18 protein-coding genes and 12 pseudogenes are annotated in these 23,998 nt (G+C 36.2%); 14 read left to right on the top strand and 16 right to left on the bottom strand.

The features are described from left to right. Positions 1 to 118: 118 nt before the first annotated feature. Positions 119 to 2,404, top strand: a complete 2,286-nt coding sequence (locus AYJ55_RS15250) for an NADP-dependent malic enzyme (protein WP_063657148.1) — start codon at positions 119 to 121, stop codon at positions 2,402 to 2,404. Positions 2,405 to 3,030: 626 nt separating this feature from the next. On the opposite strand, the pseudogene AYJ55_RS15245 reads toward AYJ55_RS15250, so the two are convergent. Together AYJ55_RS15245 and AYJ55_RS36170 are read right to left on the bottom strand one after the other, a co-directional pair. Beyond that, a pseudogene (locus AYJ55_RS15245) lies at positions 3,031 to 3,837 on the bottom strand (IS701 family transposase); the annotation flags it as partial. Positions 3,838 to 4,017: 180 nt separating this feature from the next. Next, positions 4,018 to 4,227, bottom strand: a pseudogene (locus AYJ55_RS36170) (IS701 family transposase); the annotation flags it as partial. Between the two features lie 262 nt (positions 4,228 to 4,489). Here AYJ55_RS36170 and AYJ55_RS26425 point away from each other — a divergent pair. Further along, a pseudogene (locus tag AYJ55_RS26425) lies at positions 4,490 to 4,930 on the top strand (prolyl oligopeptidase family serine peptidase); the annotation flags it as partial. A gap of 21 nt (positions 4,931 to 4,951) precedes the next feature. On the opposite strand, the gene AYJ55_RS15235 reads toward AYJ55_RS26425, so the two are convergent. From AYJ55_RS15235 to AYJ55_RS15220, 4 genes are read right to left on the bottom strand one after another with little or no spacing between them, the layout of a single operon-like run. Beyond that, positions 4,952 to 5,440, bottom strand: coding sequence for an IS630 family transposase (locus AYJ55_RS15235; RefSeq protein ID WP_063653499.1), 489 nt, complete (start codon positions 5,438 to 5,440; stop codon positions 4,952 to 4,954). After that, on the bottom strand, positions 5,409 to 5,774 hold the full coding sequence (locus tag AYJ55_RS15230; RefSeq protein WP_063653415.1) for an IS630 transposase-related protein: 366 nt from the start codon (positions 5,772 to 5,774) through the stop codon (positions 5,409 to 5,411). The genes AYJ55_RS15235 and AYJ55_RS15230 overlap by 32 nt, the downstream gene beginning before the upstream one ends. 33 nt (positions 5,775 to 5,807) lie before the next feature. Further along, positions 5,808 to 6,158 carry a transposase gene (locus tag AYJ55_RS29295; protein ID WP_245677297.1) on the bottom strand — a complete coding sequence of 117 codons (351 nt, stop codon included), beginning with the start codon at positions 6,156 to 6,158 and terminating at the stop codon, positions 5,808 to 5,810. Positions 6,159 to 6,183: 25 nt separating this feature from the next. Then, the gene (locus AYJ55_RS15220) at positions 6,184 to 6,549 is read right to left on the bottom strand and encodes an IS630 transposase-related protein (RefSeq protein WP_063653415.1); all 366 of its coding nucleotides are present in this window, start codon (positions 6,547 to 6,549) and stop codon (positions 6,184 to 6,186) included. 33 nt (positions 6,550 to 6,582) lie between these two features. Here AYJ55_RS15220 and AYJ55_RS36165 point away from each other — a divergent pair. The 4 genes and pseudogenes from AYJ55_RS36165 to AYJ55_RS29290 form a co-directional block, all read left to right on the top strand. Beyond that, a pseudogene (locus tag AYJ55_RS36165) lies at positions 6,583 to 6,669 on the top strand (hypothetical protein); the annotation flags it as partial. A 210-nt stretch (positions 6,670 to 6,879) separates the two neighbouring features. Then, complete coding sequence (locus tag AYJ55_RS15215; RefSeq protein WP_063653415.1) at positions 6,880 to 7,245, top strand: IS630 transposase-related protein; 366 nt, start codon at positions 6,880 to 6,882, stop codon at positions 7,243 to 7,245. Further along, on the top strand, positions 7,169 to 7,702 hold the full coding sequence (locus AYJ55_RS15210) for an IS630 family transposase (protein WP_342668179.1): 534 nt from the start codon (positions 7,169 to 7,171) through the stop codon (positions 7,700 to 7,702). The genes AYJ55_RS15215 and AYJ55_RS15210 overlap by 77 nt, the downstream gene beginning before the upstream one ends. 23 nt (positions 7,703 to 7,725) lie before the next feature. Next, positions 7,726 to 7,887 (top strand): annotated as a pseudogene (locus AYJ55_RS29290) (prolyl oligopeptidase family serine peptidase); the annotation flags it as partial. A gap of 72 nt (positions 7,888 to 7,959) precedes the next feature. Here AYJ55_RS29290 and xseA read toward each other — a convergent pair. Beyond that, complete coding sequence (gene xseA, locus AYJ55_RS15205) at positions 7,960 to 9,312, bottom strand: exodeoxyribonuclease VII large subunit (protein WP_063657144.1); 1,353 nt, start codon at positions 9,310 to 9,312, stop codon at positions 7,960 to 7,962. 210 nt (positions 9,313 to 9,522) lie between these two features. Here xseA and AYJ55_RS36160 point away from each other — a divergent pair. After that, positions 9,523 to 10,489: pseudogene (locus AYJ55_RS36160) on the top strand (IS701 family transposase). 226 nt (positions 10,490 to 10,715) lie between these two features. Here the strand turns inward: AYJ55_RS36160 and ushA are convergent. Then, positions 10,716 to 11,183: pseudogene (ushA, locus tag AYJ55_RS15190) on the bottom strand (bifunctional UDP-sugar hydrolase/5'-nucleotidase); the annotation flags it as partial. A gap of 877 nt (positions 11,184 to 12,060) precedes the next feature. On the opposite strand from ushA, the gene ybaL reads away from it, so the two are divergent. From ybaL to AYJ55_RS15175, 3 genes are all read left to right on the top strand, one after another. Further along, on the top strand, positions 12,061 to 13,809 hold the full coding sequence (gene ybaL, locus AYJ55_RS15185; RefSeq protein WP_063657141.1) for a YbaL family putative K(+) efflux transporter: 1,749 nt from the start codon (positions 12,061 to 12,063) through the stop codon (positions 13,807 to 13,809). A gap of 178 nt (positions 13,810 to 13,987) precedes the next feature. Beyond that, positions 13,988 to 14,353 carry an IS630 transposase-related protein gene (locus tag AYJ55_RS15180; RefSeq protein ID WP_063653415.1) on the top strand — a complete coding sequence of 122 codons (366 nt, stop codon included), beginning with the start codon at positions 13,988 to 13,990 and terminating at the stop codon, positions 14,351 to 14,353. After that, positions 14,277 to 14,810, top strand: a complete 534-nt coding sequence (locus tag AYJ55_RS15175) for an IS630 family transposase (protein WP_162505291.1) — start codon at positions 14,277 to 14,279, stop codon at positions 14,808 to 14,810. The genes AYJ55_RS15180 and AYJ55_RS15175 overlap by 77 nt, the downstream gene beginning before the upstream one ends. 544 nt (positions 14,811 to 15,354) lie before the next feature. Here AYJ55_RS15175 and hemH read toward each other — a convergent pair. The 4 genes and pseudogenes from hemH to AYJ55_RS15155 form a co-directional block, all read right to left on the bottom strand. Further along, complete coding sequence (gene hemH, locus AYJ55_RS15170; protein WP_063657140.1) at positions 15,355 to 16,323, bottom strand: ferrochelatase; 969 nt, start codon at positions 16,321 to 16,323, stop codon at positions 15,355 to 15,357. 282 nt (positions 16,324 to 16,605) lie between these two features. Then, a pseudogene (locus AYJ55_RS15165) lies at positions 16,606 to 17,127 on the bottom strand (transposase); the annotation flags it as partial. A gap of 26 nt (positions 17,128 to 17,153) precedes the next feature. Further along, positions 17,154 to 17,615, bottom strand: a pseudogene (locus AYJ55_RS26420) (IS630 family transposase). Continuing rightward, a complete protein-coding gene (locus AYJ55_RS15155; protein WP_063653651.1) occupies positions 17,612 to 17,971 on the bottom strand; it encodes an IS630 transposase-related protein in 360 nt (119 codons plus the stop codon). Before AYJ55_RS15155 ends, AYJ55_RS26420 begins: the two are co-directional and overlap by 4 nt. Positions 17,972 to 18,359: 388 nt before the next feature. Between AYJ55_RS15155 and AYJ55_RS15150 the strand changes: the two genes are divergently transcribed. The 3 genes and pseudogenes from AYJ55_RS15150 (at position 18,360) to AYJ55_RS33345 (ending at position 20,119) form a co-directional block, all read left to right on the top strand. Further along, the gene (locus AYJ55_RS15150; protein WP_063657138.1) at positions 18,360 to 19,265 is read left to right on the top strand and encodes an IS982 family transposase; all 906 of its coding nucleotides are present in this window, start codon (positions 18,360 to 18,362) and stop codon (positions 19,263 to 19,265) included. Positions 19,266 to 19,413: 148 nt separating this feature from the next. Continuing rightward, on the top strand, positions 19,414 to 19,812 hold the full coding sequence (locus AYJ55_RS36155; protein ID WP_162505616.1) for a transposase zinc-binding domain-containing protein: 399 nt from the start codon (positions 19,414 to 19,416) through the stop codon (positions 19,810 to 19,812). Continuing rightward, positions 19,703 to 20,119 (top strand): annotated as a pseudogene (locus AYJ55_RS33345) (transposase). The gene AYJ55_RS36155 and the pseudogene AYJ55_RS33345 overlap by 110 nt, the downstream one beginning before the upstream one ends. Before the next feature lie 2 nt (positions 20,120 to 20,121). Here AYJ55_RS33345 and AYJ55_RS15135 read toward each other — a convergent pair. From AYJ55_RS15135 to AYJ55_RS15120, 4 genes and pseudogenes are all read right to left on the bottom strand, one after another. Further along, positions 20,122 to 20,528, bottom strand: a pseudogene (locus tag AYJ55_RS15135) (transposase); the annotation flags it as partial. A 219-nt stretch (positions 20,529 to 20,747) separates the two neighbouring features. Then, positions 20,748 to 21,236 carry an IS630 family transposase gene (locus tag AYJ55_RS15130; RefSeq protein ID WP_063653499.1) on the bottom strand — a complete coding sequence of 163 codons (489 nt, stop codon included), beginning with the start codon at positions 21,234 to 21,236 and terminating at the stop codon, positions 20,748 to 20,750. Beyond that, the gene (locus AYJ55_RS15125; RefSeq protein ID WP_063653415.1) at positions 21,205 to 21,570 is read right to left on the bottom strand and encodes an IS630 transposase-related protein; all 366 of its coding nucleotides are present in this window, start codon (positions 21,568 to 21,570) and stop codon (positions 21,205 to 21,207) included. Before AYJ55_RS15125 ends, AYJ55_RS15130 begins: the two co-directional genes overlap by 32 nt. Beyond that, positions 21,554 to 21,868, bottom strand: coding sequence for an IS21 family transposase (locus AYJ55_RS15120; protein WP_063657135.1), 315 nt, complete (start codon positions 21,866 to 21,868; stop codon positions 21,554 to 21,556). Before AYJ55_RS15120 ends, AYJ55_RS15125 begins: the two co-directional genes overlap by 17 nt. A 540-nt stretch (positions 21,869 to 22,408) precedes the next feature. On the opposite strand from AYJ55_RS15120, the pseudogene AYJ55_RS15115 reads away from it, so the two are divergent. After that, positions 22,409 to 23,402 (top strand): annotated as a pseudogene (locus tag AYJ55_RS15115) (glycosyltransferase). Positions 23,403 to 23,998: the final 596 nt, after the last annotated feature.

Here is a 23,998-nt window from a genome sequence, read left to right as displayed (position 1 = left end):
TATAGAATATTCAAGTTTAGCTAGTTTCTGCCGAAATTGTTGTATATGTCATGATTTCATTGATAGAGATTACTATAATGGGGATGTTTTTCTAATAAAAATTCTCTAAGGACACACAATGGATGAAAAATTAAAACAAAGTGCGCTAGATTTTCATGAGTTTCCCCAACCAGGTAAAATTGAAGTTACACCGACTAAGCCATTAACGGCACAACGAGATCTGGCCCTCGCATATTCTCCCGGTGTTGCTTATCCTTGTCTTGAAATTGCAGCTGATCCTTTGACTGCTTACAAATATACAGCTAAGGCTAATTTAGTGGCCGTAGTTTCTAATGGTACCGCAGTGTTAGGACTGGGAAATATTGGTGCTTTGGCTGGTAAACCGGTTATGGAAGGAAAAGGTGTTTTATTTAAAAATTTTTCCGGCATTGATGTATTTGATATCGAAATAGACGAATCTAACCCTGATAAACTGATCGATGTTATTGCCGCATTGGAGCCAACCTTTGGCGGAATCAATTTGGAAGATATTAAAGCACCAGAATGTTTTTATATTGAGAAAAAACTGCGTGAAAAAATGCAAATCCCTGTTTTCCATGATGATCAGCATGGTACTGCCATTATTTCAACCGCCGCAATATTGAATGGTTTACGCATTGTTAATAAAAAAATTGACCAGGTTCGCTTAGTTGTTTCAGGTGCAGGTGCGGCTTCTATCGCCTGCATGAATTTATTGGTTGCATTAGGTCTTAATCGTAGCAATATTATTGTCTGTGACTCAAAAGGCGTTATTTATCGTGGTCGCGATGAAGTGATGGATGAGACTAAAGCCGCTTATGCAACTGAAGATAATGGTTTACGTACTCTAGCTGATGTTATCCCAGGCGCGGATATTTTCTTAGGCTGCTCAGCGCCGGGTGTGTTGACTGCGGAAATGGTAAAATCGATGGCTAATGCACCGCTTATCTTAGCATTAGCCAATCCGGAACCAGAAATTCTTCCTTCAATAGCAAAAGCAGCACGACCTGATGCGATTATCTGCACTGGGCGTTCTGACTATCCTAATCAGGTAAACAATGTACTCTGTTTTCCTTTTATCTTTCGCGGCGCGCTGGATGTTGGGGCAACCACGATTAATGAAGAGATGAAACTAGCCTGTGTTCAGGCAATTGCTGATTTGGCATTAGCCGAGCAGAATGACGTTGTTATTTCCGCTTACGGTGATCGGGAGTTGAAATTTGGTGCTGATTATATTATTCCAAAACCTTTTGATACGCGCTTAATTGTTAAAATTGCGCCAGCAGTCGCTAAAGCGGCAATGGAATCTGGTGTAGCAACACGACCAATTACAGATTTTGATTCTTATATAGAAAAACTTAATGAGTTTGTTTATAGCACCCATCTATTTATGAAGCCGATTTTTTCTATGGCCCGCAAAGAAAAAAAACGGATTGTATTAGCGGAAGGTGAGGAAAAACGAATATTGCATGCAACACAAGAATTAATATCCTTAGGTTTGGCTTATCCCATTTTAATTGGTCGACCCAGTGTGATTGAAAAGCGGATTGAAAAGCTTGGGTTACAAATTAAAATTGGTGAAGATTTTGAGTTGATTAACAATGAAAATGATCCGCGTTTTAAAACCTATTGGCAACAATATTATCAATTAATGAAACGCCATGGTGTTTCGCAGGAAATGGCGCGTAGAGAAGTGATCAATAACCCAACCTTAATTGGTGCGTTGATGATCCGCCAAGGTGAAGCCGATGGCATGATTTGTGGTACTGTTGGTAGTTATAATCAACATTTTACCATTATAAAAAATGTGCTTGGCTTCCGGCAGAATAGTTCAGTAGCGGGTGCAATGAATGCCTTGATGTTGCCAACGGGAAATACTTTTATTGCAGATACCTATGTGAATGACAATCCAACCACTGAGGAGCTGGCGGAACTTACTTTGATGGCGGCACAGGCGGTAAGGCGTTTTGGTATTGAGCCTAAAGTGGCACTATTATCTCGCTCAAGTTTTGGTTCTTCAGACTGTCCATCAGCACAAAAAATGCGTAAAACATTGGCATTAGTCAAACGTGCCGATCCTGAGTTGGAAATTGATGGGGAAATGCACGGCGATGCAGCATTAGTTGAAAACATTCGGCGAGATATTATGCCGGATAGTACATTAAAAGGATCGGCTAATTTGCTGATTATGCCTAATATGGAAGCTGCGCGTATTAGTTATAACTTACTTCGTGTTACCAGTTCTAATGGCGTCACTGTGGGGCCGGTATTAATGGGAGTAGCAAAACCAGTACATATATTAACACCGATTGTATCGGTACGACGTATCGTTAATATGGTTGCGCTAGCTGCAGCGGAAGCACAAACTCAGCCATTAATAGAATAAAATTAACCACAAATTTAGACCTCTGTTACTCACGACAACAGAGGTTTTTTATATTATGGCAAGATAAAATATAGCCGTTAATTTTGTTGATTAATTGTTTAAATATTTATTTAAAATAGTTGTTTTATCGATTAGTATCATAGGCCTTTATTTATTAATTTTGTGTTATTAAATAACTAAAAATTTGCCAACAGGATGTTCATGGTTAGGAAATTGAATCGCACTTAAGGTGAGGAGTAAAAGCCATCCATTATTGCTAAAAGGAGAGAGAATCGGTTTATTGGAACTGTTGCAGGTCGAATTTTCATCAGATAGTGTCACAAGTTTCGCACCAATAAAAAAACGCTTTATTTTTAAGTTTAATTCAGCATAATATATAAATAGACAAAATCTTATAAATTAAAAGCAACTTATTGTAATTTAAACAAATTTATACGTTTTAGTAACTTGCAAATTAACCATTGCTTTTAAGCCATTTCTGGAATTTTATATGCCTGTGCGAAACTCGTGGATGGAACAAAAGTGCCAGTTTCGTTGGTATATCGTAAAGGATCGATGGCAAAAAAGCAAAAATCCGATTTTGATTTATGGCTATGGTGCTTATGGTATCAATGTGGATCCGGTTTTTAGTTCGCCGCGTTTGAGTTTATTGGACACGAGTTTTGCACAAAACTAATTGGGTACGCTAATAAAACACGGATGTGCTTAGCAATAGCATTTTTGATTACGTCCCAATTTTGTTGATAAAGGGGTATTTTTTCAGATATACGACGTTTATGTTGTTCAAACCACGCAGAAATAGCGAGAAATATATGATTTCTTTGCGCTCGGCTAGTGCGAGCCTGACAGCGTTCAATACCACAATTTTGTTTAACTTCTGGATGATAAACTTCAACGGACCAACGGGCATCCATGATAGATTTGACGTATTGACGGGTGGGATTGTCTTTGTTTGTTACTCTGTAATCAATGCGGCCGTTTTTGGTTGTAAATTTGAAAACAGTCACCCAACCGTAGCCTCGTAAGTGTATTGGAGTTCCTTCTTCTGAGATGTCTAACTTGTTCAGTTGTTTGTTATGGTTAACAATCCTGTTTTTCCTCAGCGTGGTTACCCAGACCCAACCATGAGAGCGAATTGATTTCAGATTATCCAGGCTAGAATACCAGGCATCCATCACTACCGCTTCTGGTATGATCCCTCTTTTTTTAGCAAGAGCGAGCACTTCGGAAAAGTGCGTGTTTTTTGTTTTTCCATCAGAATCTTTATCATAAATACGATAATCAATAGGAATTGATCCAACAGTTGTTAGATTATGCCAACGTAAATTAACTAAACCTATGCCAGCAATAACATCATGTTCATTACCTGAATATTGATAATGGACCATCTCTATTTTTTTACTACGTGTTTTGGCAATCAATAAGCCTGTTGCTCAATAGCAAAATTAATTATGACTTACAAAAAAACCAGCCGATGATGATAAAATCATCAATTTTTGCATTAAAAATAACCCATATAAGATTAAAAAATAAACTATTTTTGTATTTTTTAGATGTATCTAACTTGTTTTTATTTTAAGCAACTTTATTTCACTATTGAGCAACATGCTTAATGTATCATCGGCAATTAGTACGCAAGGGCTTTTTTTGTCTATAGAAGGTTGAACTAATCGCCATAGGTCTTTAGGTCGTAGCCATCGACTAATAGTGTCATGAGATAAAGGCTATGGGCTTACTTCTGATAACGCCAAACCAGAGTATCTTACACTGCTTACTTGTAAGAATGTTTTATAGATATTTTTAATGCATGGATAACCGGACAAAATATAGACACCCTAATTTTTTCTTGTTCACGAGTTTCGCACAAGCATATAAAATTCCAGAAATGGCTTAAAAGCAATGGTTAATTTGCAAGTTACTAAAACGTATAAATTTGTTTAAATTACAATAAGTTGCTTTTAATTTATAAGATTTTGTCTATTTATATATTATGCTGAATTAAACTTAAAAATAGAGCGTTTTTTATTGGTGCAAAACTCGTGTTGTTTTGAACTTTATACTTCTTTTTTGGAGATTGCGAAACTCGTGTTGGATAGGGGATTTGTCTATGCAATAGTGCATGTTCGTGGTGGTGGCGATTTAGGCAAAGCCTGGTATCAATAAGGTAAGGTTGAAAATAAAGCCAATAGTTTTAGTGATTTTATTGATGCAACCAAAATATTGATTGCAAAGGAGTATGGTGATCCCAAACGGGTATATGCAATGGGTGGTAGTGCTGGTGGTTTATTGATGGCGGAGGTAATTAACCAGGCACCGGAACTCTATCGAGGCGTTGTCGCTCAGGTTCCTTTTGTCGATGTTGTGACAACCATGCTTGATCCTTCTATTCCATCAACAACTGGTGAATATGATGAATGGGGTAATCCTGCTGCTCAAGACGCTTATTTTCGACTAAAATCTTACAGCTCCTATGACAATATTAAATCTCAACGTTACCCCAATTTATTGGTTACGACGGGGTTATATAGCTAGGCGACTTAATTTTGATTACAGCATATGTATTAAAAACAGGTCATCGATAGTGCATCCTGTTTCCATCTTTTTACGTTTAGCTTGAGACCATTTATGTTCTATAGGATTTAAATCTGGTGAATACACAGGCAAATATTCTATCTGGTGTCCTGCGTTTATAATTGCCTGTTCAATATTCTTACCTTTGTGAAAGCTAGCGTTGTCCATAAAAATAACAGAATTTTCAGGAAGTTCTGGGAGCAATATTTTTGTGATCCAAACATAAAAAACATCACGATTAATATTGCAATCAAATAATCCGATAGCAAAAAGGGTTGTTCCCAATAAAGCGCCAATAACATTTGTTCTTCCCTTAGCACCCCAGTTTTTCAGGCCAAAACAACGGTGACCTTTTGGGGAATAGCCGTGAGTTCGTGGAGTGTCATGTGAAAAACCACTTTCATCAATAAAAACAACAGATTTATCTTTTTTTTCATACTGTTGTCTTTTTTGCTGATGTGCCAGCCTGTCGCTTTCGTTGGTTTTTGGATGGAATAGAGTTTTTTTTATAGGTTAATCCCAGCTTTTTAAGGGATTGCCAAATAGTCTTTTTACAAACACCGAATCGCTCTGCCCGTTCCTTTTGGTAAGCATCTGGATACTGTTCCACATCTTTTGCTAAAGCATTTTTATCGAGCTTCCTCTTACGTGGCGTTGAATTTTTTGGCTCTGGTCGTTTAAGCCAACGTACTAAAGACGCTTTTCCAATACGGAATTGTTTCGCAGTTTCTCGAATTGTTAAACCTTCGGCTTTCCTTACAGATATTACTTTACGTCGAAAATCAATTGTATAACTCATAACACACCTTGTAATCAAAATTAAGTCGCCTAGCTATATAGGATTTAAATCTGGTGAATACACAGGCAAATATTCTATCTGGTGTCCTGCGTTTATAATTGCCTGTTCAATATTCTTACCTTTGTGAAAGCTAGCGTTGTCCATAAAAATAACAGAATTTTCAGGAAGTTCTGGGAGCAATATTTTTGTGATCCAAACATAAAAAACATCACGGTTAATATTGCAATCAAATAATCCGATAGCAAAAAGGGTTGTTCCCAATAAAGCGCCAATAACATTTGTTCTTCCCTTAGCACCCCAGTTTTTCAGGCCAAAACAACGGTGACCTTTTGGGGAATAGCCGTGAGTTCGTGGAGTGTCATGTGAAAAACCACTTTCATCAATAAAAACAACAGATTTATCTTTTTTTTCATACTGTTGTCTTTTTTGCTGATGTGCCAGCCTGTCGCTTTCGTTGGTTTTTGGATGGAATAGAGTTTTTTTTATAGGTTAATCCCAGCTTTTTAAGGGATTGCCAAATAGTCTTTTTACAAACACCGAATCGCTCTGCCCGTTCCTTTTGGTAAGCATCTGGATACTGTTCCACATCTTTTGCTAAAGCATTTTTATCGAGCTTCCTCTTACGTGGCGTTGAATTTTTTGGCTCTGGTCGTTTAAGCCAACGTACTAAAGACGCTTTTCCAATACGGAATTGTTTCGCAGTTTCTCGAATTGTTAAACCTTCGGCTTTCCTTACAGATATTACTTTACGTCGAAAATCAATTGTATAACTCATAACACACCTTGTAATCAAAATTAAGTCGCCTAGCTATATGATTCACAAGTCCAATATTGGGAGCCGGCTAAATGGGTGGCTAAACTAAGACACGAGTTTCGCACCGATAAAAAAACGCTCTATTTTTAAGTTTAATTCAGCATAATATATAAATAGACAAAATCTTATAAATTAAAAGCAACTTATTGTAATTTAAACAAATTTATACGTTTTAGTAACTTGCAAATTAACCATTGCTTTTAAGCCATTTCTGGAATTTTATATGCCTGTGCGAAACTCGTGTAAGAGAGTATATAGCTAGGCGACTTAATTTTGATTACAAGGTGTGTTATGAGTTATACAATTGATTTTCGACGTAAAGTAATATCTGTAAGGAAAGCCGAAGGTTTAACAATTCGAGAAACTGCGAAACAATTCCGTATTGGAAAAGCGTCTTTAGTACGTTGGCTTAAACGACCAGAGCCAAAAAATTCAACGCCACGTAAGAGGAAGCTCGATAAAAATGCTTTAGCAAAAGATGTGGAACAGTATCCAGATGCTTACCAAAAGGAACGGGCAGAGCGATTCGGTGTTTGTAAAAAGACTATTTGGCAATCCCTTAAAAAGCTGGGATTAACCTATAAAAAAAACTCTATTCCATCCAAAAACCAACGAAAGCGACAGGCTGGCACATCAGCAAAAAAGACAACAGTATGAAAAAAAAGATAAATCTGTTGTTTTTATTGATGAAAGTGGTTTTTCACATGACACTCCACGAACTCACGGCTATTCCCCAAAAGGTCACCGTTGTTTTGGCCTGAAAAACTGGGGTGCTAAGGGAAGAACAAATGTTATTGGCGCTTTATTGGGAACAACCCTTTTTGCTATCGGATTATTTGATTGCAATATTAATCGTGATGTTTTTTATGTTTGGATCACAAAAATATTGCTCCCAGAACTTCCTGAAAATTCTGTTATTTTTATGGACAACGCTAGCTTTCACAAAGGTAAGAATATTGAACAGGCAATTATAAACGCAGGACACCAGATAGAATATTTGCCTGTGTATTTACCAGATTTAAATCCTATAGAACATAAATGGTCTCAAGCTAAACGTAAAAAGATGGAAACAGGATGCACTATCGATGACCTGTTTTTAATACATATGCTGTAATCAAAATTAAGTCGCCTAGCTATAAAGTGGGTAATGCTGTCTTATTGCTGGAAATAAATATGGAAGCTGGCCATGGTGGTAAATCGGGTCGATTTAACCGTCTAAAAGATACAGCATTGGAATATGCTTTTATTTTGATGCTAGATGATAATAAAAAATATTTCCCTGATTTTGATGTTCAATAAATTTTTGTCGCCTTATTATGATAATTAATATAAGGCTAATAAATCATATTTATAGATGATAATTTGTTTGGATTAAGCAATTTTATTGATCGATAAGATTTTACTTTCAAGCCAACCGTCTTGTAAGCGAGTTTTTAATGTTTCTCCAATATGTATTTGTTGTGTTTTGGTTAAAATCTGGCCATTAGGTGATTCGCTGATACTATAACCACGGGCTAATGTTGCTAATGGACTTACTGCTTCAAGGCGGGAGCAACTGACACTAAATTTTTCACGATATTGGCTTAGTATTTGAGTAATTAATTGTTTTAATTGAAATTGCTGCTGAATATAACGTTGGCGACAATTTTGTAGTTGTGGCCGCGGATCACATAGTATTAAACGTTGTTCAAGGTTATATTGCTGACGATTTATTTGCTGCAAATATTGTTGTGTGGCGTTAACAAGTTTTTGTTGTAATTGGATCAGATAATTGTGTTGGCGCGTTATCCGTAGTTCAGGATGTTGCTGCTTTAATTTATGTTGTAATTGACTAAAGACACTTAGTTTACGCGCCATGAAATAGTCCATCGCCATTTCTAATCGCTGTTTTTGTTCAAGTAGCTGACGGAGTAATTCTTGTTGATTGCGACTCACTAATTCTGCCGCAGCTGAGGGTGTTGGGGCTCGTAAATCGGCAACAAAATCAGCAATAGTTACATCGGTTTCATGACCAACCGCAGCAATAATCGGTAACTGACTAGCAAAAATTGCTCGGGCGACCCTTTCATCGTTAAAAGCCCACAAATCTTCCAATGAACCACCACCTCGGCCGACAATGAGCACATCACACTCTTGCCGATGATTGGCCAAGTCAATAGCACGAATAATTTGTCGTGGTGCATCTTCTCCTTGCATGGCGGTGGGATAAATAATGACAGGTAATGAAGGATCGCGGCGTTTTAAGATATTTAAAATATCATGTAGTGCGGCGCCTGTTGCTGAGGTAATAACACCCAAGCGTTTGGCTGGCATTGGTAGCGCTTGTTTGTAATGTTGTGCGAATAGTCCTTCAGCTGAAAGTTTCTGTTTCAATATCTCAAATTGTTGTTGTAATCGTCCGTTACCCACAGGTTGCATATTTTCGATAATTAATTGGTATTCTCCTCTTGGCTCGTACATGGTAACAGTCGCTCGAACTAACACTTGTTGACCATTTTGTGGTCGAAAAAATTGACTCGAATTATTTTGGCCGCGAAACATCACAGCACGTAGCTGTGCTTTTTCATCTTTTAAGGTGAAATACCAGTGGCCGGAAGCTGGCTGAGAAAAATTAGAGATTTCTGCATTAAGCCAAATTCTGCCAATTTGAAGTTCAAGTAATTGCCGAACCGATTGATTAAGTTGGCTAACCGAATAAATTCCACTATTTTCTGAAGTTAACATGTTAAGTTAGCAACACCTTGTAAATAAAATTAATGGCTAAATATTAGCAACGATTATTTCTATTATACATAGAATCAAAATAGAGCGTTCATGTTGTTCAATATTGGCGGTGTACATTCGAACAGTGAAACTTTTATTATCCACGAGTTTCGCTATCTCCAAAAAAGGAGTATAAAGTTCAAAACAAGAAAAAATTAGGGTGTTCATATTTTGTCCGGTTATCCATGCATTAAAAATATCTATAAAACATTCTTACAAGTAAGCAGTGTAAGATACTCTGGTTTTGGCGTTATCAGAAGTAAGCCCATCGCCTTTATCTCATGACACTGTTAGCCGATGGCTAAAAAGTAGATGTTTTCGACCTAAAGACTTATGGCGATTAGTTCAACCTTCTATAGACGAAAAAAGCCCTTGCGTACTAATTGCTGATGATACATTGATTGCCAAAACACGTAGTAAAAAAATAGAGATGGTCTATTATCAATATTCAGGTAATGAACATGATGTTATTGCTGGCATAGGTTTAGTTAATTTACTTTGGCATAATCTAACAACTGTTGGATCAATTCCTATTGATTATCGTATTTATGATAAATATTCTGATGGAAAAACAAAAAACACGCACTTTTCCGAAATGCTCGCTCTTGCTAAAAAAAGAGGGAGCGGTAGTGATGGATGCCTGGTATTCTAGCCTGGATAATCTAAAATCAATTCGCTCTCATGGTTGGGTCTGGGTAACCACGCTGAGGAAAAACAGGATTGTTAACCATAACAAACAACTGAACAAGTTAAACATCTCAGAAGAAGGAACCTTAATACACTTACGAGGCTACGGTTGGGTGACTGTTTTCAAATTTACAAGCAAAAACGGCCGTATTGATTACAGAGTAACAAACAAAGACAATCCCACCCGTCAATACGTCAAATCTATCATGGATGCCCGTTGGTCTGTTGAAGTTTATCATCGAGAAGTTAAACAAAATTGTGGTATTGAACGCTGTCAGGCTCGCACGAGCGCCGAGCGCAAAGAAATCATATTTTTCTCGCTATTTCTGCGTGGTTTGAACAACATAAACGTCGTATATCTGAAAAAATACCCCTTTATCAACAAAATTGGCATGTAACCAAAAATGCTATTGCTGAGCAGATCAGGGGTTTATTAGTATACCCAAATTAGGTTTGTGCGAAACTCGTGTTAAAAATAAGACACGAGTTTCGCACAGGCATATAAAATTCCAGAAATGGCTTAAAAGCAATAGTTAATTTGTAAGTTACTAAAACGTATAAATTTGTTTAAATTACAATCAGTTGCTTTTAATTTATAAGATTTTGTCTATTTATATATTATGCTGAATTAAACTTAAAAATAGAGCGTTTTTTTATTGGTGCGAAACTCGTGTAAGATAGGGTTTGAATAATCTCTGGCCAGTACTGGTTTGATAAATATTGGCTGACAGAAAAGGAAAAGTTGCCCATTGTTGTTGTTTGTGTAAGATCGTCAAAGGTTTATCAAACTCATGATTACCAATTGCCATTGCGTCATAACCAATCATATCCATGCCTTTAATATCTGGTTCAGCATCTTGCAAATCGGATTCAGGCACACCTGTGTTAATATCTCCACCGGAAAGCAGTAAAACAATTCCCCCTTCTTTTGCAACTTCATGGCGAATTTCTGCAACTAATGTTTTTTGCGCTGCTAACCCATATTCTCCGTTTTTGTTATGCCAAAAATGACCACGATGATCATTGGTATGTAATATTGTGATAGAGTAAGTTTTATCTTTTTGCCATGCAATTGCGGTTGGACTTAATAACAACCATAAAAATAACATTATCCCACCCTGGGAAGTCTTAAGTGACAATCGCATATCTATCTCCACACCATAAAAATTTATACCCTCTGTATTTCATCAAATAATTTATTTTATATCCTGTAAAAATAAGTCTCTATTTTGTTATTTACTAAATATTTTATTTGATTATTACAACATAAATCGTTCTGGCCATTACGCAAGATAAAAGTATTGCTAGTCATAATCTCAATTAAATAACAAAATAGAGACTGAATCGCTATTACTAAAGGAATAGTGGATAATGATTATTTTAATTCAGTTAATCCACTAAAAAATATAATAAAATTATATAAAAAACATTAGATAATCGATGTTATTGTTAGCCAAAATGGCAATAAAAATGCTCAGTCAAATAAATAATCAATCAATTCATTTTGATTTTTGCAAATTTTTTTATTTTAATAGCATAAATAACTACTATACTTGTTATTTGATACATCATTTTGCTGATTATATCCAAAATATAAAAGTATCAACCTAATGATTCTATTGTTGAGATGATTGATAAATACGCTTTGCATTAATCTTTGGAGACAATTGACATCGTTTCAGCAGTTAAAATTATATTACACATAAAGTGTATTGAATTAATTCAACCTGGATTTTTTATCATTATCATTTTTTGTGACCACATAATTACCAAATATGAATAAAAAAAGAATAATAGTTTATATTATAATATATTAAAAAATAATAAATTATAGTTATAATAGTTAATATGGTTATTTACTTGGCATTTTTATAAAAAAACAAGCTATTTGTTTTCTTTTTATCGTCAACCGTTTTTTTATTATTTATAACGTAATTTTTTAGCGCTTTTTTAGTCTATAGCAGATAAAATAAGCTTGAATTCTACATGACGTATTTTGTCATCCCAAAAAGAGGAGATTTAATGGATCATTCAGCAGCATCCCTCATCACAACAATTGTTGGTGATTTAGCTCTTGCCTATCTATTTGGTATGATTGCACAACGGCTAAGAATATCACCGTTAGTCGGCTATTTATTGGCCGGTGTTCTTATTGGTCCATTTACGCCAGGTTTTGTTGCAAATACAAATTTAGCTAGTGAACTCGCCGAAATTGGTGTTATATTATTGATGTTTGGTGTTGGCTTACATTTTTCCTTGAAAGATCTTTTAGCCGTAAAATCGATTGCTATTCCTGGTGCTATCGCTCAAATAATTACTGCCACCTTATTAGGTCTTGGTTTAGCCATGCTATTTGGTTGGGGTATTTTTGCTGGTATTGTTTTTGGGCTTTGTCTTTCAACAGCCAGTACTGTAGTGCTATTAAGAGCATTAGAAGAACGTCAACTGATCGATAGTAAACGAGGCCGAATTGCCATTGGCTGGCTGATTGTCGAAGATTTAGTCATGGTCTTGACCCTGGTATTGCTGCCAGCAATTGCCGGTATTCTCGATAGTAATAATGCTAGTTTTAGTGAGCTCGCAATTAAATTAACCATTACCGTTAGTAAAGTAGCTATTTTTATCATCATTACCCTTTTCATCGGTCGCAAACTTATTCCATGGATGCTAGCCCGTACTGCGGCAACCGGTTCTCGTGAATTATTCACACTAGCGGTTTTAGTATTAGCACTCGGTATTGCCTATGCCGCGGTAACTCTATTTAATGCTTCTTTTGCCCTTGGCGCATTTTTCGCCGGTATGATCCTAAATGAATCTGAATTAAGTCATCGAGCTGCACAAGATACACTACCTTTGCGGGATGCATTTGCGGTTCTGTTTTTTGTATCGGTTGGTATGCTTCTAGACCCTATCACATTAATAGAACATCCACTCGCCGTATTGGCGGTTTTAGCAATTATTACTATTGGTAAATCACTCGCCGCATTACTGTTAGTGAGACTATTTGGTCATAGCCGTCGAACCGCCTTAACTATCGCAATAAGTCTGGCACAAATCGGTGAATTCTCTTTCATCCTGGCCGGAATGGGAATAACACTCAATGTATTTGATAGTCAAGCGCCAAACCTGGTTTTAGCTGGTGCTATCGTCTCTATTATGATTAATCCATTACTATTTAGCTTACTTGACCGTTATCTGAAAAAAACCGAAACAACAGAGGAAGAATTATTAGATGAAACGCAGGAAGAAGTCGCACAAATTCCTGTCGATATTTGCGGTCATGCAATTATTGTTGGTTACGGTCGTGTTGGTACTATTCTGGCTGAAAAATTACGCCAAAAAGATATCCCGATTGTCGTTATCGAAAATACACGCGCTCGATTTGAAGAATTAGCTAAAAATGGCTTCCGTTCACTAATTGGCAATGCCGTAAATAAAGCACTAATGAAGCTGGCTCGCATAGATTGTGCCCAAACACTATTAGTCACCGTTCCAAATGGTTATGAAGCTGGGCAAATTATTGAGAAGGCTAGGTCATTAAACCCTGATATCACTATTATTGTTCGTGCCCACTATGATGATGAAGTTAGATATATTCGTGAACGTGGCGCAAATCATATCGTTGTTGGTGAACATGAAATAGCCAAAACCATGGCACATTTCCTGTCTAAAAAGAAAACCGTAGGCTGTACCATTAATAATAATGACGATAATTTATTATCAGGCACTAAAGATTTAGATAAATACTTAAAACGTGACGCCTCTAACTAGCCGATAAAATTAATCAGGGGAAATATTGGTCTTCTCCTGATTTTATTTAATTACCGTTCCCAGTAAGACTCCTCTAGACTATCTTACACGAGTTTCGTACCAATAAAAAACGCTCTATTTTTAAGTTTAATTCAGCATAATATAGCTAGGCGACTTAATTTTGATTACAAGGTGTGTTATGAGTTATACAATTGATTTTCGACGTAAAGTAATATCTGTAAGGAAAGCCGAAGGTTTAACAATTCGAGAAACTGCGAAACAATTCCGTATTGGAAAAGCGTCTTTAGTACGTTGGCTTAAACGACCAGAGCCAAAAAATTCAACGCCACGTAAGAGGAAGCTCGATAAAAATGCTTTAGCAAAAGATGTGGAACAGTATCCAGATGCTTACCAAAAGGAACGGGCAGAGCGATTCGGTGTTTGTAAAAAGACTATTTGGCAATCCCTTAAAAAGCTGGGATTAACCTATAAAAAAAACTCTATTCCATCCAAAAACCAACGAAAGCGACAGGCTGGCACATCAGCAAAAAAGACAACAGTATGAAAAAAAAGATAAATCTGTTGTTTTTATTGATGAAAGTGGTTTTTCACATGACACTCCACGAACTCACGGCTATTCCCCAAAAGGTCACCGTTGTTTTGGCCTGAAAAACTGGGGTGCTAAGGGAAGAACAAATGTTATTGGCGCTTTATTGGGAACAACCCTTTTTGCTATCGGATTATTTGATTGCAATATTAACCGTGATGTTTTTTATGTTTGGATCACAAAAATATTGCTCCCAGAACTTCCTGAAAATTCTGTTATTTTTATGGACAACGCTAGCTTTCACAAAGGTAAGAATATTGAACAGGCAATTATAAACGCAGGACACCAGATAGAATATTTGCCTGTGTATTCACCAGATTTAAATCCTATAGAACATAAATGGTCTCAAGCTAAACGTAAAAAGATGGAAACAGGATGCACTATCGATGACCTGTTTTTAATACATATGCTGTAATCAAAATTAAGTCGCCTAGCTATATATAAATAGACAAAATCTTATAAATTAAAAGCAACTTATTGTAATTTAAACAAATTTATACGTTTTAGTAACTTGCAAATTAACCATTGCTTTTAAGCCATTTCTGGAATTTTATATGCCTGTGCGAAACTCGTGTTGTAAAGACTTCGAGTAAAAATGCATGAAATTTTGCTGAATACGGTAGTAAGCGTCGTAGACGGTCTACTCAGCTTTCATTGGCTGAAATGATGACACTGGTTCATGAGTTTCGCACAGGCATATAAAATTCCAGAAATGGCTTAAAAGCAATGGTTAATTTGCAAGTTACTAAAACGTATAAATTTGTTTAAATTACAATAAGTTGCTTTTAATTTATAAGATTTTGTCTATTTATATATTATGCTGAATTAAACTTAAAAATAGAGCGTTTTTTATTGGTACGAAACTCGTGTATTTAAAACAATTAGTTATAGCGGTAAATTTAAATATGTAATAGCATTACAATCACTAAAATAGCCTTTAGTTTTAGCTAGATTTCCATTTAAATAATTGCTAAATCTCTGACTAATTCAGCCATTAACATAATATGACTCTCAGAGGCATTAAGCGCAGGTATATAATGATATTTTTCGCCACCAGCAGCATAAAATAATTTCTTATTCTGCTCAGCAATCTCTTCTAGAGTTTCCAAACAGTCCACCGAAAAACCTGGGCACAACAGATGAACGTGTTTTATTCCATGCTTTGCCAACCTTTTTAAGGTAATGTCTGTATAAGGTGTAAGCCAAGGCTCACGGCCAAAGCGTGACTGATAAGTCATGATGATTTTATCAGCAGGGAAATTAATTAATTCACTGAGTAAACGGGTTGTCAGTTCGCATTCCTGCGGATAAATATCACCTGTTTCTGCGTGCCGTTTAGGTATACCATGATAAGAAAGCAATAATCGATCTGGTTTACCATAGCGTTCAAAACTTAACTCAACCGACCTTTTTAATGCATCAATATAAGAAGGGTGATCAGCATAACTACGAATAAAGTTAAGCCCGGGTATCGTTCGATATTTTTTTAACGCTCGGCTAATCGTATCAAAAACTGCCGCTGTGGTTGAACAAGAATATTGTGGATAAAGCGGTAACACAATAATATTTTCAACCTGCTGAATTAATAGTTTATCAATTGCTTCGGCAATAGCAGGCGAACCATAACTCATACCTAATTCCACAGGAATATCGGGCAGTTGTTTTGCCAGCGCAGCCTGCTGTTGCAAACTATAATTTAGCAATGGGGAACCGGCTTCGGTCCAAATTGACCGATATAATTTAGCTACTCTTGGCGAGCGTAATGGTAAAATAACTAAATGTAATAGCGGTTTCCAAATTATCCTCGAAATATCAATAACTCTTACATCACTAAGAAATTCTGCCAAAAAACGTTTCACTGCTGTAGGCGTTGGTACATCAGGCGTCCCTAAATTAACTAATAAAACACCATACTTCTTAATGCTCATGCCACTTGGCTCCATTTTATTTATCGCTAATTATAATTATTTATAACTCACGAGTTTCGCACAAGCATATAAAATTCCAGAAATGGCTTAAAAGTAATGGTTAATTTGCAAGTTACTAAAACGTATAAATTTGTTTAAATTGCAATAAGTTGCTTTTAATTTATAAGATTTTGTCTATTTATATATTATGCTGAATTAAACTTAAAAATAAAGCGTTTTTTTATTGGTGCGAAACTCGTGTAACTTTATCATAACTTCACGAGTTTCGCACAAAACTAATTTGGGTATACTAATTAAACCCCTGATCTTCTCAGCAATAGCATTTTTGATTACGTCCCAATTTTGTTGATAAATGGTTATTTTTTCAGATATACGACGTTTATGTTGTTCAAACCACGCAGAAATAGCGAGAAAAATATGATTTCTTTGCGCTCGGCTCGTGCAAGCCTGACGGCGTTCAATACCACAATTTTGTTTAACTTCTCGATGATAAACTTCAACAGACCAACGGGCATCCATGATAGATTTGACGTATTGACGGGTGGGATTGTCTTTGTTTGTTACTCTGTAATCAATACGGCCGTTTTTGGCTGTAAATTTGAAAACAGTCACCCAACCGTAGCCTCGTAAGTGTATTGGAGTTCCTTCTTCTGAGATGTCTAACTTGTTCAGTTGTTTGTTATGGTTAACAATCCTGTTTTTCCTCAGCGTGGTTACCCAGACCCAACCATGAGAGCGAATTGATTTCAGATTATCCAGGCTAGAATACCAGGCATCCATCACTACCGCTTCTGGTATGATTCCTATATAGCTAGGCGACTTAATTTTGATTACAGCATATGTATTAAAAACAGGTCATCGATAGTGCATCCTGTTTCCATCTTTTTACGTTTAGCTTGAGACCATTTATGTTCTATAGGATTTAAATCTGGTGAATACACAGGCAAATATTCTATCTGGTGTCCTGCGTTTATAATTGCCTGTTCAATATTCTTACCTTTGTGAAAGCTAGCGTTGTCCATAAAAATAACAGAATTTTCAGGAAGTTATGGGAGCAATATTTTTGTGATCCAAACATAAAAAACATCACGGTTAATATTGCAATCAAATAATCCGATAGCAAAAAGGGTTGTTCCCAATAAAGCGCCAATAACATTTGTTCTTCCCTTAGCACCCCAGTTTTTCAGGCCAAAACAACGGTGACCTTTTGGGGAATAGCCGTGAGTTCGTGGAGTGTCATGTGAAAAACCACTTTCATCAATAAAAACAACAGATTTATCTTTTTTTTTCATACTGTTGTCTTTTTTGCTGATGTGCCAGCCTGTCGCTTTCGTTGGTTTTTGGATGGAATAGAGTTTTTTTTATAGGTTAATCCCAGCTTTTTAAGGGATTGCCAAATAGTCTTTTTACAAACACCGAATCGCTCTGCCCGTTCCTTTTGGTAAGCATCTGGATACTGTTCCTTTGCTAAAGCATTTTTATCGAGCTTCCTCTTACGTGGCGTTGAATTTTTTGGCTCTGGTCGTTTAAGCCAACGTACTAAAGACGCTTTTCCAATACGGAATTGTTTCGCAGTTTCTCGAATTGTTAAACCTTCGGCTTTCCTTACAGATATTACTTTACGTCGAAAATCAATTGTATAACTCATAACACACCTTGTAATCAAAATTAAGTCGCCTAGCTATACGAGTTTCGCACCAATAAAAAAACGCTCTATTTTTAACCTGAGTTCGGGATAAGAAATAAACACGAGTTTCGCACAGGCATATAAAATTCCAGAAATGGCTTAAAAGCAATGGTTAATTTGCAAGTTACTAAAACGTATAAATTTGTTTAAATTACAATAAGTTGCTTTTAATTCATAAGATTTTGTCTATTTATATATTATGCTGAATTAAACTTAAAAATAGAGCGTTTTTTTATTGGTGCGAAACTCGTGATAAAGTGAAAGTCTTGCTATTCAAATAGTTGAATGCGCATATTTCGTTAAAATACTCTAACAATCTGGTTAAAGAGTAGAGCATTGTTAAACAATTATGGAAAATCTTACTGAACTTTATTGCCTGATGGATGATTTTTGTAAAGACTTCGAGCCAAAAATGCATGAAATTTTGCTGAATAACGGTAGTAAGCGTCGTAGACGGTCTACTCAGCTTTCATTGGCTGAAATGATGACACTGGTTGTTTTGTTTCATCAACTCCGATTCAGACAATTCAAGGAATTTTATCTCTATCATGTCCGTTTATATCTCAGGAAGGAATTTCCTAACTTGCCATCATATTCACGCTGCGTAGAGTTACTTCCGCGCAGTGCCTTAGCTTTAACGGCACTGTTTGAGTCAATTAAGGGAAAGTGCACGGGTCTGTCGGTTGCTGATTCTACTCCGATAGCTGTGTGTGATAACTTACGGATCCGCCGGCATAAAGCCTTCGATGGGATAGCTGAACGAGGAAAAACCTCAACAGGTTGGTTCTTTGGTTTCAAACTTCATGTAATTATCAATCATTTGGGGGAAATACTCAGTTTTCGACTTACACCAGGAAACACAGATGATCGGAAACCATTACCTGAGCTGATAAAAGATCTTTCTGGTTGTTTGTATGCGGATAAAGGGTATTTATCGGCTTCACTGAAACAGCAACTGAAAACAATGGGAATTAACCTTATAACGAATATCAAGAAGGAAATGAAGCCTGTTGAACAGACTTGTTTCGACAAAGCTATCTTGCGTCATCGTTCTGTCATTGAAACGGTATTTGATGAGTTAAAAAATCTTTGTCAGATAGAGCATACGCGGCACCACTCTCCTGCTAACTTTGTAGTGAATTTATTAGCCGGGCGGGTTGCATATTGTTTAATTCCATCTAAACCAAAGATACCTGTGGCTGGAACATATCTTCAAGATGGTCGCCTATGGCGACGACTTGTCATTGCTTGTTAGTACTGGTATAACCCGATACCTGTTGTCTCAATCTTTTGGTCCCTTTTATGTCACCGCGTTTTAGTTATGTTTTTCAATTTAGTCAACGCTGGCTCAATTGGCTTAATCGCCAACCCCCTGATAGTGTCCGCACTGTTGTGATGGAATTATGGCTTGCGGCACTTCGCTTATGGGGTGGTCAATTTGGCGCTGTCCTGACCCTCAATGTAATTCTGAAGAACGGGTTAAATTTACCTGCAAAAGTCGAAGCTGCCCACATTGTGGCGTCAAAGCTTGCCTACAATGGATTAACAATACGCTAGCTTGGTTACCCGAAGTTCCTTGGCAGCACATCACTTTTACCATGCCTTGTGAATATTGGCCTATTATTCGCGCCAACCGTTGGCTTCTCGGTGAAATGAATCGATTAGCCGCTGATGTGATATTAACCATCTGCCGTGACTTCAATATCACACCGGGCGTTTTCACTGCCAATCCATACCTGGGAACGAGACCAAAAATGGCATCCGCATATTCATTTTTCAACCACAGCCGGCGGGGTGACTAAAAAGAATACCTGGCGGGATATCAGCTTTTATCGCGAAAACATTATGACAATGTGGCAATATCGGATAACGGCATTATTGAGAAAACATTATTACACGCTCACCATTCTCGATGAGCTTAAAGCTGAAGGAAGAAGTAAAGCATGATGGAATCAATTACTTCACACTCACTACAAGCGCGGGTGGAATATTAATCTTTCTGATATTCTTTCCAATATTACCCATGTCACCCTTTATCTCGGATTTTATCTAAAGAAACCCCCTGTCTCGCTCAGTCGCTTAAAACATTATTCTGTAGTGGTCAACTAAAATTGGCCACTACACTCCTTAGGCCGACACCAATAGCGATAACTGCTTCGGTGAACATTAAAAATACGACACAAAGTTTTCACCGGATAAAGCACTCTTAGCTTTTCAACTACCGAAAATTTTTCAGTGAGTCGGACATTAAGAGCGCAGTAGCCTTTTTTAAGATGTCATTCTCCATTTCCAGCCGGTGGATTTTTTTCTTCATTTCTCTGAACTCAATTTGTTCAGGTGTTAATGGCAGACCAGGCGATGTTTTCCCTTGACGTTCTAAACGAAGGGCTCTTACCCACCGGCTAATCGCTGAAAGACTGACGTTCATGCCTTTCGCGGCTTCCTGGTAGGTGTAATTTTGGTCAAGGACTAATTTGGCGGTTTCACATTTAAATTCAGCAGTAATTATTTTACTCATTTTGGCACCTATAAAAATTATGAGGTAAGCATATCACCTCAACTTAGGTGGCCAAATTTAGTATGCCACTACAAATGAGTGCTTTTGCGTTATCACACAATACTTGTTGTGCACACCACCAAAATAGTCGAAAGCTTCTTTATAAACCTTGTTGCCAGGCTTCTGTCCGCTCATTATCAAAGAACTTTACATTGCTATAGCTAGGCGACTTAATTTTGATTACAGCATATGTATTAAAAACAGGTCATCGATAGTGCATCCTGTTTCCATCTTTTTACGTTTAGCTTGAGACCATTTATGTTCTATAGGATTTAAATCTGGTGAATACACAGGCAAATATTCTATCTGGTGTCCTGCGTTTATAATTGCCTGTTCAATATTCTTACCTTTGTGAAAGCTAGCGTTGTCCATAAAAATAACAGAATTTTCAGGAAGTTCTGGGAGCAATATTTTTGTGATCCAAACATAAAAAACATCACGGTTAATATTGCAATCAAATAATCCGATAGCAAAAAGGGTTGTTCCCAATAAAGCGCCAATAACATTTGTTCTTCCCTTAGCACCCCAGTTTTTCAGGCCAAAACAACGGTGACCTTTTGGGGAATAGCCGTGAGTTCGTGGAGTGTCATGTGAAAAACCACTTTCATCAATAAAAACAACAGATTTATCTTTTTTTTCATACTGTTGTCTTTTTTGCTGATGTGCCAGCCTGTCGCTTTCGTTGGTTTTTGGATGGAATAGAGTTTTTTTTATAGGTTAATCCCAGCTTTTTAAGGGATTGCCAAATAGTCTTTTTACAAACACCGAATCGCTCTGCCCGTTCCTTTTGGTAAGCATCTGGATACTGTTCCACATCTTTTGCTAAAGCATTTTTATCGAGCTTCCTCTTACGTGGCGTTGAATTTTTTGGCTCTGGTCGTTTAAGCCAACGTACTAAAGACGCTTTTCCAATACGGAATTGTTTCGCAGTTTCTCGAATTGTTAAACCTTCGGCTTTCCTTACAGATATTACTTTACGTCGAAAATCAATTGTATAACTCATAACACACCTTGTAATCAAAATTAAGTCGCCTAGCTATAGCACGCGAGTAGCCAAGCGTTGCAACAAACGCTTTTAGTGATCGTTTGCCTCGCCGGATGGTCGTGAAGTCGATTTGCATTTGTTGACCTAGCTGTGTTTCAAAACGGACGACAGGTTCGGGAACAATGCTTGGTTTAAATTGACAAACAAATCGACGTAACTGAGCAATACCGCCTTGATAGCCTCTTTCAGCTACCTCATCAAATAGGACTGTTGCAGGGATCCAATCAGGTTTAGCCAATTCAATTCGCTGAAGCAAATAAGGTTTAAAGGGTGCCAGGTTACTCGATTGTTGACTTTTTTAGCATAAGTTGGCATCTCCTGCTGTTGTAAATGATGTTTTACGGCGTTACGGGAAATGCCCAGTTCACGGGCCATTTTTCGAATGCTTTGTCCTTGTGCAAAGCGAACATGAATATCCACAAATATCTCCTTGGTTAACATAAATTACCCGTACAAAAATGTACGAATAATACCAAGTGGATCAGTTTTGCATGATCGGTAACAGCCACCTAATTAAGGTGGCTTTTTTTTATCTTAAAAATAACTATATTCAATATAAAACTTGCATAACAACTTTAATACTAATGCAATTTTTTGTATCAATAATAAAAGTGATATTTATATTAATTTTAATAATTTCATTTGTTCATAATTAATTATGCGAATTATCTTGTAATATATTTATTTGATATTAGCGACATTATTATTCCATTTTTTCAACAAAATTGAGCCTATAAACATTTATCTATTGAATATTTTATATAAGATTAAATAACCTCATGATTAAGGTAAATATATGTTAGCTGAACCGATGCTAAGTATTGTTGTTGCTGTATTTAATGGCGAACCATTCTTGCCAAAATTTTTTAATTGTCTTGAACAACAAAAATTAGAAAACTGGGAGCTTATTTTAGTCAATGATGGTTCAACGGATAATAGCGCTTTATTATTAGAGGAACGTATAGAGCAATTTCCGAATACTAAGATTTTACATCAGGAAAATCTCGGCGTATCTGTCGCACGTAATGTGGGAATGAATATTGCTACAGGTAAATATATAGCCTTTCCTGATATTGACTATATTATTCATTTAGGTATGTATAACCGTTTATTAACGTTGGCAAAATTGGGTAATTTAGATGTTGCGATGTGTAATGGTACTTATGTTTATATGGATGGCTCACCTTCTAAATTAATTTTTCCCTTAAAAAAAGTTCCATCGACAGGCATAATTTCAGGGACCGAATGGTTACAAAAAGGTTTAAGTTCAGGTAAATTTTTACACGTGACTTGGCTGAATATTTATAAGTTAAGTTTTATTCGTGAACATCAGTATCAGTTTGAGCCGCAACTTCATCATCAAGATATCCCTTTGGACAACAGAAATATTACTTAATGCAAAACGCGTTCAGTTTATTAATAAATCTTATTATGATTATTTTATTCATAGTAAATCAGTTTCTCATTCGTTATGCGGTGATGCTTTACGCGTACGTAAGGTTAATACTTATTTGAAAATTATTGATATGTTAATGGATATATATAAAAAATATCCTAATGCGGTAAATCAAACTCCAGCTTGTTGGTGGCAGATTAGTAAGGAAGGTTTTGGTGTTGTATTGTCTATTCAAGCGATTAAATCGCCAAAAATTAAATATGAGATGGTTAAGCGCTTTTTTGGCGAAGGATATTGGCACATTACCTGGCAACATGCGACAACTCTAAAATTAAAATGGCGACTGAGCCGACGTTATTTAAAACTAAAATCGTTACTTAAATACAAAACGTAGTATTATGTAAAAAAGGCTTTAGTAATGAGAAAATATTATAATGCTCATTATTATTTTAAAATAAATCGATGATATAGATATTAAACTTATACCAGAGTTTAGCATTCTTACTCGACAAATGTGATGCATTTAATGGATCAAATAGTTTTTTGCTTTACAATGAAATATTCTATGGATATTAAATAAATTTCCCAAGTAATGAATAATGTTTGCCACTGTTTGTTTAAACAAACAGTGGCAATTTTTTGTATCAGCATTAGAAAGAAAGTTGATATCATTTTTATTAAAACACGAGTTTCGCACCAATAAAAAAACGCTCTATTTTTAAGTTTAATTCAGTATAATATATAAATAGAAAAAACCTTATAAATTAAAAGTAACTTATTGTAATTTAAACAAATTTATACGTTTTAGTAACTTGCAAATTAACCATTGCTTTTAAGCCATTTCTGGAATTTTATATGCCTGTGCGAAACTCGTGTAAAAGAAAAAAATAACATTTTTTAATAAAGAATTTAAATAAAGCGAACAAATGGTTGCAAATGCTAATATAAAAGAGTCAATATGAATATAATGAGTTGTAGACAAATAGCATG

Source organism: Candidatus Arsenophonus triatominarum (genome assembly GCF_001640365.1).
GTDB classification, from domain to species: domain Bacteria; phylum Pseudomonadota; class Gammaproteobacteria; order Enterobacterales; family Enterobacteriaceae; genus Arsenophonus; species Arsenophonus triatominarum.
This window is presented reverse-complemented; position numbering and strand designations above follow the sequence as displayed.

Excerpts from the sequence above, each read along its gene's own strand:
- AYJ55_RS15250 (WP_063657148.1), top strand. The coding sequence starts at position 119 with ATGGATGAAAAATTAAAACAAAGTGCGCTAGATTTTCATGAGTTTCCC.
- AYJ55_RS15230 (WP_063653415.1), bottom strand. The coding sequence starts at position 5,774 with ATGAGTTATACAATTGATTTTCGACGTAAAGTAATATCTGTAAGGAAA.
- AYJ55_RS15220 (WP_063653415.1), bottom strand. The coding sequence starts at position 6,549 with ATGAGTTATACAATTGATTTTCGACGTAAAGTAATATCTGTAAGGAAA.
- AYJ55_RS15215 (WP_063653415.1), top strand. The coding sequence starts at position 6,880 with ATGAGTTATACAATTGATTTTCGACGTAAAGTAATATCTGTAAGGAAA.
- xseA (WP_063657144.1), bottom strand. The coding sequence starts at position 9,312 with ATGTTAACTTCAGAAAATAGTGGAATTTATTCGGTTAGCCAACTTAAT.
- ybaL (WP_063657141.1), top strand. The coding sequence starts at position 12,061 with ATGGATCATTCAGCAGCATCCCTCATCACAACAATTGTTGGTGATTTA.
- AYJ55_RS15180 (WP_063653415.1), top strand. The coding sequence starts at position 13,988 with ATGAGTTATACAATTGATTTTCGACGTAAAGTAATATCTGTAAGGAAA.
- hemH (WP_063657140.1), bottom strand. The coding sequence starts at position 16,323 with ATGAGCATTAAGAAGTATGGTGTTTTATTAGTTAATTTAGGGACGCCT.
- AYJ55_RS15155 (WP_063653651.1), bottom strand. The coding sequence starts at position 17,971 with ATGAGTTATACAATTGATTTTCGACGTAAAGTAATATCTGTAAGGAAA.
- AYJ55_RS15150 (WP_063657138.1), top strand. The coding sequence starts at position 18,360 with ATGGAAAATCTTACTGAACTTTATTGCCTGATGGATGATTTTTGTAAA.
- AYJ55_RS36155 (WP_162505616.1), top strand. The coding sequence starts at position 19,414 with ATGGCTTGCGGCACTTCGCTTATGGGGTGGTCAATTTGGCGCTGTCCT.
- AYJ55_RS15125 (WP_063653415.1), bottom strand. The coding sequence starts at position 21,570 with ATGAGTTATACAATTGATTTTCGACGTAAAGTAATATCTGTAAGGAAA.